Source organism: Marinimicrobium sp. UBA4509 (assembly GCF_002388575.1).
GTDB classification, from domain to species: Bacteria; Pseudomonadota; Gammaproteobacteria; order Pseudomonadales; family Cellvibrionaceae; genus Marinimicrobium; species Marinimicrobium koreense.
This window is the reverse complement of the sequence record NZ_DGMV01000082.1, coordinates 426-13677: the sequence shown is the minus strand read 5'-3', so window position 1 is coordinate 13677 and position 13252 is coordinate 426. Positions and strand designations below refer to the sequence as shown.

Annotated in this window: 10 protein-coding genes and 1 pseudogene; 8 read left to right on the top strand and 3 right to left on the bottom strand. The window is 55.8% G+C overall.

The genetic code is table 11. The features are described from left to right. Together B3520_RS15040 and B3520_RS15035 are read left to right on the top strand one after the other, a co-directional pair. On the top strand, positions 1-796 hold a 796-nt coding region (locus B3520_RS15040; protein WP_286876379.1), incomplete at its 5' end, for a cytochrome c. Positions 797-1243: 447 nt separating this feature from the next. Next, positions 1244-2116 (top strand): MOSC domain-containing protein, encoded by an 873-nt coding sequence (locus B3520_RS15035; RefSeq protein ID WP_286807491.1) that lies wholly within the window; start codon positions 1244-1246, stop codon positions 2114-2116. Positions 2117-2134: 18 nt separating this feature from the next. On the opposite strand, the gene B3520_RS15030 is transcribed toward B3520_RS15035, so the two are convergent. Further along, complete coding sequence (locus B3520_RS15030) at positions 2135-2794, bottom strand: DsbA family oxidoreductase (protein ID WP_286807489.1); 660 nt, start codon at positions 2792-2794, stop codon at positions 2135-2137. Between the two features lie 71 nt (positions 2795-2865). Next, the gene (locus tag B3520_RS17555) at positions 2866-3723 is read right to left on the bottom strand and encodes a UPF0149 family protein (protein WP_414673892.1); all 858 of its coding nucleotides are present in this window, start codon (positions 3721-3723) and stop codon (positions 2866-2868) included. Positions 3724-4603: 880 nt separating this feature from the next. On the opposite strand from B3520_RS17555, the gene B3520_RS15020 reads away from it, so the two are divergent. The 6 genes from B3520_RS15020 to B3520_RS14995 all read left to right on the top strand — a co-directional run bounded on the left by B3520_RS15020 (position 4604) and on the right by B3520_RS14995 (position 11691). After that, positions 4604-4927 (top strand): type II toxin-antitoxin system RelB/DinJ family antitoxin, encoded by a 324-nt coding sequence (locus B3520_RS15020; protein ID WP_024462191.1) that lies wholly within the window; start codon positions 4604-4606, stop codon positions 4925-4927. Beyond that, positions 4890-5177 carry a type II toxin-antitoxin system RelE/ParE family toxin gene (locus B3520_RS15015; RefSeq protein WP_286807485.1) on the top strand — a complete coding sequence of 96 codons (288 nt, stop codon included), beginning with the start codon at positions 4890-4892 and terminating at the stop codon, positions 5175-5177. The genes B3520_RS15020 and B3520_RS15015 overlap by 38 nt, the downstream gene beginning before the upstream one ends. Before the next feature lie 217 nt (positions 5178-5394). Continuing rightward, positions 5395-6402 (top strand): virulence RhuM family protein, encoded by a 1008-nt coding sequence (locus B3520_RS15010; protein WP_286807483.1) that lies wholly within the window; start codon positions 5395-5397, stop codon positions 6400-6402. A 202-nt stretch (positions 6403-6604) separates the two neighbouring features. Beyond that, a complete protein-coding gene (locus B3520_RS15005; RefSeq protein WP_286807482.1) occupies positions 6605-10438 on the top strand; it encodes a DUF3427 domain-containing protein in 3834 nt (1277 codons plus the stop codon). 296 nt (positions 10439-10734) lie between these two features. After that, complete coding sequence (locus B3520_RS15000) at positions 10735-11340, top strand: hypothetical protein (protein ID WP_286807481.1); 606 nt, start codon at positions 10735-10737, stop codon at positions 11338-11340. A 24-nt stretch (positions 11341-11364) separates the two neighbouring features. Beyond that, positions 11365-11691, top strand: a complete 327-nt coding sequence (locus B3520_RS14995; RefSeq protein ID WP_286807480.1) for a hypothetical protein — start codon at positions 11365-11367, stop codon at positions 11689-11691. A 149-nt stretch (positions 11692-11840) separates the two neighbouring features. On the opposite strand, the pseudogene B3520_RS14990 reads toward B3520_RS14995, so the two are convergent. Continuing rightward, positions 11841-13252, bottom strand: a pseudogene (locus tag B3520_RS14990) (excinuclease ABC subunit A); the annotation flags it as partial.

Genomic DNA, 13252 nt, shown 5'->3' with positions numbered 1-13252 from the left:
GGCGGTGCTGGATCTCTGGCGCGACCGCGGCGCCGAGCCCAGCAATGCCGAACTGGCCGCTTTTCAGACCGTGGTTGATGAGCTGGACAGCGAATCGCAGATGGCCCTCAAACTGCGATCTCCCGGGTTGGACCTGAACTTCGAGCAAGTCGAAGAAGAGGCCTATGCCGAGTATCATAAAAAACACGGTTTCGAACCGAGCTTCCGGCAGTGGAGTAGCGCCTCCAAAGGGGAGACGCTTTACCAGCAGCACTGCGCAGGCTGTCATGGTGGCGACGCCGGCGGCGATCGCGCTCAGGCGGCGCCCCCCATTGCAGGCATCGAGAACTGGTACGCCCAGGCCCAGCTGCAGAAATTCCACGCCGGTGTACGCGGCACCCACTTCCGGGACCCGAACGGTATGTCGATGCGTGCGGCGCTCGAGTTTTTGAAAAGCGAGTCAGAGCCCATTCGTCCGATCGCTGATCTGTCGCGCTACCTGAGCGAGCTGGAGCAGCGGGAAACCGTTGCCACCGTCGAAGGCAACGCGAGCGCCGGTGAGCAGCATTACGCCGTCTGTGCTTCATGCCACGGTGCCGAAGGGCAGGGCAATCGCGAACTCGGCGCCCCAGCACTCGCCGGCCAGGCGGACTGGTACCTGCTGAACCAATTGCAGAACTACCGCTCCGGCGCCCGCGGCAGCGACCCACGCGACCCGCTCGGCCAACAAATGGCCACCTTCGCCAACACCCTGCCAGACGAACAGGCCCTGAAGGATGTCGTCACCTACATCCGAACCCTGGATGGCGAAGAGTAACCTGTCGCTGAATATCTGGGTAGGTTACGGCGGATGCGGCCTTTGGCCTTATCCGCCCTACGAGACTATCGGCTTGGGCAATGGCGGGTGCGCTTCGCTCCGAACCGTCGGACCGATCCGCCCTACGGATAGTGCGGAGGTTGCGTAGGGCGGATAAGCCGTAGGCGCATCCGCCGTTACCCAAGCCGATAGCCCGTAGGTCGAATTAGCCCCGCAAGGGGCGTAATCCGACTCCACTCAATATCAGCATCCCGAAGGTTGTTGGCCTGGTTCCTGCTTAGTCCCTGCCATAATGAGAGGGCTCGACGCGAAGGCTGAGTGGCACTGGCGACGATGAATCGACCTGTGCTCGCAATGCGCCAAAATGGTACGCCACCCGGCGGCGTATGACTTATTGCGGTGCAGCTCCAGTGTGGGACCTCTGACGACAGCCGAACGGGAGACGACGTGATCGATATCGGTAGAGTAAAAGCCATCTGGCGTTATCCCATCAAGGGGATGGCGGGAGAGCGCGTCGAGTCGGTCCAGCTGGGCCCAATGGGGGTGTCGGGGGATCGCGTCATGGCGGTGCAGGACGTGGCCCGGCAGGAAATTCAGAGTTGTAAATTCCGGCCACAACTCCTTCAGTGCCGAGCCCAAACCGTAAACCCGCAGACGCTCGACAGCCCCATCGAAATTCAGTTCCCGGACGGCTCCCGCCTGTCCGCGACCGATCCTCAAACAGATCGACGTCTCTCGGCATTGCTCGGGCACGAGAGCCGTTTACAGCGGTTGCGCCCGGCCAACGATGAGGCTTTTTACCGTCGATACAAAGCCGACGATCACACCTGGCTTGAGGAGTTGAAGGCAACCTTCGAGCGCGAGCCGGGTGAGCCTTTGCCCGCGCTGGACCAACTCCCCGAGGAAACACAAAACTATGTTTCACTGCGGGGAAGCTTTTTCCTGGTCGCTCCGTTTCACATCGTGTCTACCGCGAGTCTGACGCACCTGGCGGAGCTGAATGCTCAAGCCGATTGGGACGTCGAACGGTTTCGACCCAATCTGGTGATTGAAACGCCGTCGGGCATGACGGGGTTGGCCGAACAGGCCTGGTTGGGAAAGGCACTGAGAATAGGTAGTGCGCGAATAGAGTGCTCCGAACCCGCTCCCCGGTGCGGCGCGGTTGTGCGAGCGCAGCAGGGCTTTGGTTCGGATACCAGTATACTGCGGACGATTGTCCGCGAGGCCGATCAAAACCTCGGAATTTATGGCGATGTCACCGACAGTGGTCAGATCACCGTGGGAGATCGCGTGTTTATTGACAACGGCCCAATCAAGTAGTGGGCCTTGATGTGAGCGCTACTGGGTGTTGCTGTCCATTTCTTGCGCCATGGTTCGAAAGGCTTCTACCAGGGTGTCGGCCTCCTGCGCCCCGGAAATCAGATAACGCTGATTGACCACAAACGCCGGCACCGCCGTCACCCCGGCGTTCTGGTAACTGCGTTCCTCCTCCATCACCGCCTGCCCAAACTCGTCGCTCTCCAGGATCCGTTGCGCCTCGTCCGCATCCAGCCCTGCGGCCTTGGCGCAACCGATCAATACGCCGGGTTTTGAAACATCCTCGGCACGGCCGAAATACGCCTCAAACAGGGCTTTTTTCAAAAACGTGGCTTTGTCCTGGGGCGCCGCCCACTTGAGCAGCCGGTGCGCATCAAAGGTATTGCAGGTATAGCGCTCCTGCATTTTCTCAAAGTTGAGTCCCAAGGACTTGGCAATGCCCATCATCTCCGCCTGGGCCGCCTGCATCTCCGCCTCCGGCCGACCGTACTTGCGCGCCAGTGCCGGCAGTATCGGCTCTGGCTGGGCGTCATCGTCCGGATTCAGCTCAAACGCACGCCACTGCTCGGTAAACTCGATCTCCTCGGCCAGCGCCCGCTTCGCCTGGTCCAGCCGGGCATAGCCAATGGCACACCAGGGACAGGCAACGTCGGATACGATATCGATATGTAGGTGCTTCATGGGGTACTCCGGATCAAGTGTGGTGCCAGTGTATCAAAGGTGATACGCGGATTCTCCGCGCCTTGGATGGCTCAATGCAGGCAACACTTCTTGTACTTCTTACCGCTGCCGCAAGGGCAGGGGTCATTGCGCCCCACCTTGGGTTCCGCGCGCATCGGCTGTTGCACGGGCGGCGCGGGATCATAGTGGCTCCTCAAATCCAGGCTGTACGCATGTAGCTGGCGAGCGGCGGCCGGCACGGCGCTCGCCAAAGTCGGTAGGCTTTCGGGGCTTTCGTGCTGAATTTGTTCGAACATCTCCCCTGTTCCGAACACGTTGATCAGGCCGAGAAAGTAGAGGTACTCCTCCGGTAGACTTTCCCACGCATCGCCGGCGGCCATAATGGCTCGGGTGTAACCGGTGCACCAGTCTTCCACGCCATACCCGTCCTGACCCTCTTGAGGTTCGTTGAATACCGGGTAGAACTCATCGGGTTGATCAATCAGGGTATGGATGATGCTATTCATGTACTCAAACACCAGGCCAAAAAAACGCTCGAATTCACCCTCCGAGGACCAGTTTGGCTCTTGCTCCGGCCCGCCCCAGAGAGCGCCTATCCACTGACTGGGCATAACCGGCTCCGGGCTTGAGGCAATGGATGTCAGAAACCCATCCAGTGCGCTGATGTTGGGCAGAGACGCCGGCGTACCGTAGTCGCGCAACACTTGGGCCAAAAACGCCACATCCTTCGCCGGAAGCCCGCGATCCACAGGCCTGTAGACGTCCCCCGTTGGTAGCTCGTCGAGCTCTGCGGCAAATTCGGCCGCCAGATCGCCGTCCAAATCGTAGTCCCATGCCTCATCATAAGGATTGGGGAATTCGCCCTCGGGTGTATCGACGAAGGGGTGGGGCGCCAGGCCACTGCCAAAGCGGTACAGGCCATCGTCCATAAACCGAGGCACCGGGTCGAAACGCTCTTTTTTGCCCTCCGGGGTCTTCGCGGTTTTGGGCAGATCGCTGATGTAGCGCCCCAGGGCAAACGCCTGCTCCGGATCGAGCTGCGCCAACTGCTCGTGCGCCAGAGTTTCCCGAACCCACTGCTCGGCCTCGGTAACATGGCCGTTCACGCTCGGGTCCGTATTGCGGACATACACCATGCCGGCGGCGCGCTCGGTGAAATTCTGCACCACCTGTTCGAACTGATCGTCATCCACAAAACCGCCCTCGACCATCAACTCGAACAGGTTGCCCACCCAGGCTTCCACCAGATCCACCCAGAACTTCTCCGGCGAAGGGCGTTGGCTGTAAGGCAACAGCAGCGTGAAGCGGCTGTGTGCCTCCACCGCAATGGCCGTGTAAAGCCCACTACCGGGCCGGTTCTCGATTACATGGCACTGCCAGCTAATCAGGTCGGCATTGGTGATCAACGGCTGGGTACCCACCCGCTTGCCATCCGGGCTGGGCAGGCGGTCAAAGGTACCGCCCAGCCATTTTTCCAAGGCTTTGGTGGCGGCGACATGGACGAACATTTTGGGAGTTGGCATAACGAATCGGTTTGTCAGTGAGTGGGTGTGTAGCGTCAAACCGCAATGCTACCCCATCGCTACGGCGCCTGCGAGGTGGAACGATGGTTGAAACTGGCCTTTGAGCCGAATATCGAAACTAATCGGCTCATGTGTTGAGCTGAATGCCGACGATAACCGGCCAATGATACGTATCCGCATAACCCGGCACTCGCTCACATTCCGGACAGTACCGGGCTAATCTGGCTTGACTGTATCTCGTTTGAGATACAAAATAGGGTGTATTTATCCTCTGGAGGTCGCGCTTATGGCCCATACATCGATGCTGCATGTTAGGGTGGACGACAAACTCAAGGCGGATGCGGCGAACAAACTGGCCGATGTCGGCCTGACTGTGTCGGACGCCGTCCGTATTCTATTGACTCGTGTCTGCAAAGAAGGGGGCTTGCCCGCAGGCCTTACGACCGATGAAAAGGCTCACGACCTCTGGTTTCGGGAGAAGGTCTTGGAGGCACTGGCGGACACTGGTCCAGGAAACTCTCATCAACAGGTTATTGATGAAGCCCGGGCTGTAATTGAAAGGAAGCAGAGTAATGACCGACATACACTGGTCGGCGCTGGCTCGCGCTGATCTCTTGGACATTGTCGATTACATATCAGACGATAACCCTGTGGCTGCGCTGCAGGTCTTGGACGACATTAACACCAAGGTCGGCCAGCTAGCATACTTCCCACAATCGGGCCGCTTGGGCAGAGTTGAAGGAACCCGGGAGTTGGTCGTACTGGCGAACTATGTCGTTGTGTACCAAGAGGATGCGATTGCACCGCGTGTATTGCGAGTGTTACATGCCGCGCAACAATGGCCTTCGACCCCGGAGTAGAGCGTTAGAAGCCGAAGCTGAAAATCCCCCTCCGTGTTCAATATGCTTTTCCTATTTCAGCATTGGTACCGTAAAATCCAATCCTGTAAAGTACTGGCTAGACAGAAAAGCCGTTCAGAGACATGGATATGCAGCCCTTACTGACACCCTGCCCGCTCGATTTCGACGTTTTCGCTGCACCTCACTCCGCGCCCCGCCAAAACCGCGAGGCCGGTAAATGAGCCAGGGGGAACTGATCATCTACCGCACGGAGGACGGGCAGGCAGAGATCCAACTGCGGGTAGAGGGTGAGACGGCGTGGTTGACTCAAGCGGAAATAGCCGACTTGTTTTCTACGACCAAACAAAATGTCAGTTTGCACGTCCGTAACATCTTGAAAGAAGGGGAGTTATCCGAGCATTCAGTTGTAAAGGAAAACTTGACAACTGCCGCTGACGGCAAGAATTACCGGGTCAAATGGTACAGCCTTCCCATGATCCTCGCGGTTGGCTACCGAGTGCGCTCCCCCCGCGGCACCCAGTTCCGCCAATGGGTCACCGCACACCTGGAGGAGTACCTGGTCAAGGGCTTCATCATGGACGACCAGCGCCTGAGGGAGCCCGGCGGCTGGGACTACTTCGACGAGCTGCTGGCGCGCATCCGCGACATCCGCGCCTCCGAGAAGCGCTTTTACCAGAAGGTTCGCGATCTCTTTACCCTCTCCAGCGACTATCAGCCCGGCGACCAGGCAGCCCAGCAGTTCTTCGCTGAAGTCCAGAACAAGCTGCTCTACGCCGTCACCAGCCATACCGCCGCCGAGCTGGTGGTACACCGTGCCGACCCGCATGAGCCCAATATGGCGCTGACCAGTTGGAAAGGCGCGCGGGTCCGCAAAACAGACGTCACAATTGCCAAGAACTACCTGACCGCTGACGAAGTGGATACCCTTAACCGGCTGGTGGTGATCTTCCTGGAGCAGGCTGAATTGCGGGCCAAAGGCCGGAAAGACCTGACGCTGGATTACTGGCGCAACAACGTCGACCGCCTGCTGGAATTCAACGAGAGGCCCGTCCTGCAAGGCGTGGGCGCCATGAGCGCGGAGCAGGCAAAGCACGTTGTCCACGAGCGATACGAGCAATTCGATACCCAAAGGCGACAAAATGAAGCACTGGAAGCCGATGCCGAGGATCTAAAGGCCTTGGAGGCATTGGAGCAAGAGGTCAAACAGAAGGGAAAGAAGCCATAAACTGGTTTTGAGCCAAGGATTGCTCGCGCATAGTCACACCAATTTACCCCGCCAGTTGTCTTAGCCCAACCCTGCCTTTGTCATGAGGACGCCAGGACAAGAGTCTTGCTGAAGTACCAATCCGAGCAGCCTTGTTGGCACGCGAATCTTTCATCCTGTAAAGTACCTAAAACTGAGCGCTGGTTGATCTTTTGAGACTCTCATGCCCGATACGATTGGATACTACCAAGAGCACGCGGAAGAATTTGTGTCATCGACATTCGGTGTAGACATGGACGCGCTCTACAGCGAATTTCTACCTCTGATACCCAAGGGCGGGCATATTCTGGATGCGGGCTGTGGCTCTGGGCGAGATGCGCTTCACTTTCACCGCAAGGGTTTTACCGTATCCGCCTTTGATGGTGCTCTAGCTATAGCTGAACTAGCGCGGAACAAAACTGGTTTGGCTGTTGAGTGTCGACAGTTTTCTGAAGTCACAGAAGCAGCCGTTTACGACGGCATCTGGGCATGTGCCAGTCTACTGCATCTACCAGCAGATCAGATTCCAGACGCCATTGATCGACTTTGGCGGGCTCTGAGGCCCGGCGGTAATCTCTATATAAGCTTCAAGGTCGGTGATGGTGAGCGCAGCCACGAGGGGCGGCATTTCACCGACGCAACCGAAGTCGAGGCGAAACAGTGGCTATCAGACATTGAGGATTTGGAAAGCCACCGCTTATGGCGGACTGATGACCAGCGCCGGGATAGGAACGAGCAGTGGCTGAACATTCTGCTTACCAAGCAGCCTGCACCACACAGCAAACTCACTACCGGCGGAGAGAACAATCATTTCCTGCCCAAGCTCTGCCGCGCCATCAACCGTGCCAATCGAATTGATATGGCCGTGGCGTTTATCAAAACTACCGGTCTCAATCTGCTGTTCAAAGATCTGAATAACGTATTAGAGCGTGTCAAGAACCCATCAAAGTTGCGAATTCTCACCAGTGACTACCTCGATATTACGGACCCGGAAGCTTTGCGCAAACTACTGTTGCTGCAAGATCAGGGAGCAGAGGTGCGGGTATACCAGAGCCAGGGTAGCAGCTTTCATATGAAAGCTTACCTGTTCGCCGGTACCACCGAGAGTGATGGGCACTGGGGAAAAGCATATATCGGCTCGAGCAACCTGAGCCGTCAGGCACTACAGGATGGCCTGGAGTGGAACTATGAAGTGAGTTTTCCGACCGATACCGGGTACTTGGAGGCTGTAAGCCGCTTTGAAGAACTGTTTGCAAATGCGAAGACGCAACCGCTGAGCGATGCTTGGGTTGACGAGTACGAGGCTCGGCGTCAGCCGCCCACTCAATCCGTCGCCCCAGGTAGCATTGAACAGGAAGCTCCGCCGAAACCGACTATCGTTCAAAAGGAGGCTTTGGCCGCATTGGATGATACCCGCCAGCAAGGTTATGGCCGCGGCGTAGTGGTGCTGGCGACTGGGTTGGGTAAAACTTGGCTGTCCGCCTTCGATGCGGTGCAGATGGGCGCTCGGCGAATCTTGTTTGTCGCTCACCGGGAAGAGATTCTTAATCAAGCAGCAGAGACTTATCTTCGTATTAAACCCAGTGCCAGGGTTGGCTTTTATATGGGGAAACAGCGCGACACTACCGTTGACATTCTTTGTGCCTCAGTGCAGACGTTGGGTAGGGTTGAGCATTTGGAGCAATTCAAGCCCCAACACTTTGATTACATTGTAATTGATGAGTTTCACCATGCGGCAGCGCCCACTTATCATCGGCTGCTCAGCCATTTTGCACCTCAGTTTCTGCTAGGGCTGACCGCCACTCCTGATCGCACTGACCGCTCCGATATACTATCTTTGTGTGATGATAATTTGGTTTTTGAGTACCCCCTGTTCGATGGTGTGCGGAGTGAGCATCTCGTTCCATTTCACTATTATGGAATCTATGACGAAGGTGTCGATTACACAGAAATACCTTGGCGAAATGGTAAGTTTGATCCTCGCTTGTTAGCCAATAAGTTGGCGACTCTGGGCCGAGCCAGGCACGCCCTTCGGGAGTGGCGGCAGTACCGTCAGAGCCGAACTCTGGCATTTTGTGTGTCTCGCCAGCATGCTGAATTTATGGCCGAGCAATTCATTAAAAGCGGTGAACGGGCTGCCGCAGTGCATGGTGAATCGGAACTGTCGCGTGGCGAGGCATTGGAGCACCTCGAGCAAGGTGATCTCGATATTGTCTTTTCGGTCGACTTGTTCAACGAAGGGGTCGACTTGCCTGCAATCGACACAGTGCTTTTGCTTCGCCCAACCGAATCAAAAATCCTGTTTCTGCAACAGATTGGCCGGGGCTTGCGCCATAGCCCGGGTAAATCCCAGCTAGTGATTATTGATTTTGTGGGTAATCACCAGAGCTTTCTACATAAGCCACAAGCCTTGATGGGGCAGGCAATGAACCACCGCCAACTCGCTGAGTTTGGGCGAAAAGCTGAGCATGAGCGCTTGGCTCTTCCCGATGGGTGCTTCATTAACTATGACTTGAAGATCATCAATTTTCTGAAAGATCTGGATGCCAAAGGGCCGGATAAGGATTACGTGTCATTAAGAGACACCCTGGGCCGCCGCCCGACACTTACTGAGTATTACCATTTTGGCGGAAACCTTACCCAAACGAGGAGGCAGCATGGCAGCTGGTTTGGGCTGCTTGAGGCCATGGGTGATCTCTCAGAAAAGGAGTCTGCTTTAGTTAACCAGCACAAGGACTTCTTTGGTGAGCTGGAAACTACCTCAATGGCCAAGTCTTTCAAGATGATTTTGCTAGAAGCCTTCCAGCAGTTGGGTGGATGGTATGAGCCCCCAACACTGGAAGACCTTGCTAAGTCGTCCTGGGAAGCGCTGAAGCGCCGTCCCCGTTTATTTGTCGAAATCAGCGATTCAGTACGGAATTCCGACGGTGGCTCGAAAGAATGGCAAAAATACTGGAAGAAGAATCCCGTTGATCACTGGACGAACAAAAATCCCGCAATATTTCGGGTAGAAGGCGATCGCTTTGTCCCGGCGTTCACAGTTGACCCTAGTGTGATTCCCGAACTTGAATTCATGGCTCAAGAGCTTCTGGACTACCGGCTGGCTTCTTACGAGGCGCGGGCCAGTGTTAAATTGGAAGCACCAGAGAGCCGAGTAACTAGCTTGCCGGAGCGATCAGGTATTGAGTTGCCTTACTTTCCAACGTTGAAGATTGCCTGCGGTCATTTCCGCAACAGTCGGGCCGATGCAGAAGAGTACCGGCATTTGCCTAATGTTTACGGACGCCTGGACCCGACGCGGCATTTCATTGCCCGTGCTTCTGGGGAGTCCATGAATGGTGGAAAGAACCCCGTCCGCGATGGCGATTATCTGCTACTTGAGCAGGTCAGTCCATTGAAGGCGGGTAGCATCACAGGTAAAACCCTTGCTATTGAGCGCGTAGATGAGGCCGGAGATACACAATACTTACTCCGGAAAGTGTTAAAAGATGAGCAAGGAGAATACACCTTGCGCGCGGCCAACCCAGACTATCAAGATATACGTGTAACACCGGAAATGGCTGATGAGTTGCGCACCTTTGCTAGGTTGATCGCGATTGTGGATCCTGTCGAATTAGCTGTTGGTGAAGCATTTTATCGAGAGGAGATTCCAGAGTTGTTCGGAGCGAGCTATAGCCCTGGAAACTGGAACAGCGGTCATGTGTTCCTGGAGCAGAAACAAGCTCATGTTTTGCTGGTCACATTGAACAAGCAGGGGAAGGTCGATAATCATCGGTATGTAGATTATTGGGTTGACGACAACCACTTTCACTGGCAAAGCCAACGTTCTACTACCCCGGATAAAAAGAGGGGTAAAGAACTCATTCATCACCAAAAGTTGGGTCTATCCGTCCATTTGTTTGTTAGAAAGAATAAACTTGTGAATGGTAAGTCGGCACCTTTCGTTTACCACGGCCCGGTAGCGTACGAGAGCCACGAAGGAAGTGCGCCTATGAGTGTCGTTTTTCGATTAGATTGACAAGTCTGTTAAAAGAAATGAGCTCTTGTTTTCCAGAAGTGTGCTCGGTTAGGCCCAGGTGGGACTAGTCCGAGCGGGTTGAGCGAGATAGATTTTACCGCGCGCAAGCTGGCGCGCTCACTGTATGGCTGGGCTATGGCGGGCGTTATGCATATTCGGTTTGGGGGATGGGCCATTAGCGGGGCATGGGGACTTTTGTGATTGACTTCACAAATGGACAGTTGCCTCAATGTTTGAAATTGACAGTCGCGTTCAAGACGAATTAAGGTTCACATAGCTATTGAAAGGAGATTCAAGTGAAATATTCCTCTTTTGTGATTGGCCTTGCCGTTTTCCTGCAGGCTTGTGCCACGACCCCGTCGCCTTATATTACTGAGTGTGCTCAGCCCGCGTGCGAGCGACAGGCCTCCGAACAATCACTGGCCAGCCGTGCTTCGGACGGAATAGAGGTCGTAACCAATAGTCACTTATCGTTCCATATCAGTAGCACACCAAAGAAGCTTGTTCATCAGCAGGATATGCTGTTCATCATCTTCTCTGACGACACGAAAATCGCCGCATCAACCTTATCATTAAGCGATTTCGGCCTGAATGACAGTGAGCTTTCCGCTTCTTCGCTCCTAAACCTGTCGTTAATGGAAAAGTTCAGTTCGCTACCGAACAGCCTTAGCCGGGCCGAGCGGCATGTCATTCGGTCAATAAAGCTAGATGCGATGAGCGGTGACGAAGCAGTGCGTTACACCGGCGATAATATTACAATTTACCTCTATTCTGAAACAGACAAGAAGCACAAGGCCTATGTTGTGTCCGGGAAGGAGTCAACGTCCTGGACAATGCTGGACCTTTACGGTCTGACGAGAGATGACGTCAAAGACGTGCTTTCAACTATTAAACCGTTTTAACACCAACCTCTGTAAGGAAACACTATGAGTGAACCTCTCACCGCATCCGAAGTTCAAGATACCAAGGATGTCCTTCAAAATTTTTACGGCGCGCAGACACAGAACTGGCGGATTACCGTGAGGACCCTAGAGGTTCTGGGGCGTCTGATTGAAAAAACACGGGCGTGTGACAGTATGATGGATTTAGTGCCCAGGCCGTTTGGCGGTGGATCGGTGATTAAGTGGGGACAGAAGCAGATACGACAAGCCGTGCTCAGAAAATTGAAAGATAACAGTGGAAAACATTATATTGCCTGCATGAAGGCGTCCGCCGCGTCTATGAGGACTGACTTTTATATGTCAGGCCTCTAAGAATGTTTAGTTCGCTGACGCCCCAACGGTCACCGTACTGAGCTGTTGGGTGTTTGAAGAAAGATGGCGGATGCGCAGGCTTATCCGCCCTACGGGAAGTCGTGGTAGGGCGGATAAGCGAAGCGCATCCGCCGTTGCCTGTTTTAGCTCTAGTTCAGTATTTCTCTTAAATACTGCCCCGTATAAGACTTCTTTCGTTTGATCACAGTGTCGGGCTTACCTTGAGCGATAACCTTGCCACCCTGGCTACCACCCTCAGGCCCCATATCAATCACCCAATCCGCCTCGGCAATTACATCCAGGTTGTGCTCGATCACCAGCACTGAATTGCCCGCATCCACCAGCCGGTGCAGTACGTGCAGGAGTTTATCCACATCAGCCATATGCAGGCCGACGGTGGGTTCGTCGAGGACGTAGAGGTTGTGGGCTGATCTTCTTCCTTTGTTGTCTTCCGGGGTCATGTTGGCTTTGCTGAGTTCGGCCACCAGTTTGATGCGCTGGGCTTCGCCGCCGCTCAGGGTCGGGCTCTGTTGGCCCAGGGTCAGGTAGCCCAGGCCCACGTCCTGCAGTAGGCGCAGGGCGTGGTGGACTTTGCTGATGGGGGCGAAGAACTCGACGGCCTCGTCGATGTTCATGGCGAGGACGTCGCCGATGTGTTTGCCCTTATAAGTGACGCTCAGGGTTTCGTCGTTGAAACGCCAGCCGTGGCACACGTCGCAGAGAACACGTACGTCGGGCAGGAAGTTCATTTCGATTTTCTGTTCGCCCTGGCCGCCGCAGGCCTCGCAGCGGCCGTCGCCGGCGTTGAAGGAAAAGCGCGCGGGGGTGTAGCCGCGCAGTCTCGCATCCACGGTGCCGGCAAAGAGTTTGCGGATGGTGTCCCAGATGCCGATGTAGGTGGCGGGGCAGGAGCGTGGGGTTTTGCCGATGGGGGTCTGATCGACTTCCAGGATTCGGTCAATGTTTTCCCATCCGGTGATTTGGCTGGCGCCGGTCCAGGTCTGTTTGGTTTTGCGTTTCTGGGCGATGGCCTGTTTGAGGTTGGGGTAGAGTACGCCGCGTATCAGGGTGCTTTTGCCGCTGCCGCTTACGCCGGTGATGGTCACCAGTTGGCGCAGGGGCACGCTCACATTGACCTTGCGCAGGTTGTTCTGAGTTGCTCCCTCGATGTGCAGACTTTCCTTGTCCCAGAGCTTGCGCATCTCAGCGTTGCGCAAATCGGGCATGGGGTGGCGCAGGGGTTCGGAGAGCATCTGCCCGGTGAGCGAGCGCTTGTTGCCCATCACCTGTTTCAGGCTGCCGTGGGCCACGACTTCGCCCCCGTTGATGCCCGCGCGCGGGCCCATGTCGATCAGGTGGTCGGCTTCGCGGATAGTGTCTTCGTCGTGCTCGACCACGACCACGGTGTTGCCCTGTTGTTGCAGCTCGCGCAGGGTTTCGATCAGTTTGCGGTTGTCCCGGGTGTGCAGGCCGATGGTGGGTTCGTCCAGTACGTAACACACGCCCTGGAGGCTGGAGCCCAACTGTGCGGCCAGGCGGATGCGCTGGGCTTCGCCGCCGC

Bases quoted from the DNA above. Each gene is read 5' to 3' on its own strand.
- B3520_RS15020 (WP_024462191.1), top strand. From the start codon at position 4,604: ATGGCCCATACATCGATGCTGCATGTTAGGGTGGACGACAAACTCAAG.
- B3520_RS15030 (WP_286807489.1), bottom strand. From the start codon at position 2,794: ATGAAGCACCTACATATCGATATCGTATCCGACGTTGCCTGTCCCTGG.
- B3520_RS15010 (WP_286807483.1), top strand. From the start codon at position 5,395: ATGAGCCAGGGGGAACTGATCATCTACCGCACGGAGGACGGGCAGGCA.
- B3520_RS14995 (WP_286807480.1), top strand. From the start codon at position 11,365: ATGAGTGAACCTCTCACCGCATCCGAAGTTCAAGATACCAAGGATGTC.
- B3520_RS15015 (WP_286807485.1), top strand. From the start codon at position 4,890: ATGACCGACATACACTGGTCGGCGCTGGCTCGCGCTGATCTCTTGGAC.
- B3520_RS15005 (WP_286807482.1), top strand. From the start codon at position 6,605: ATGCCCGATACGATTGGATACTACCAAGAGCACGCGGAAGAATTTGTG.
- B3520_RS17555 (WP_414673892.1), bottom strand. From the start codon at position 3,723: ATGGACGATGGCCTGTACCGCTTTGGCAGTGGCCTGGCGCCCCACCCC.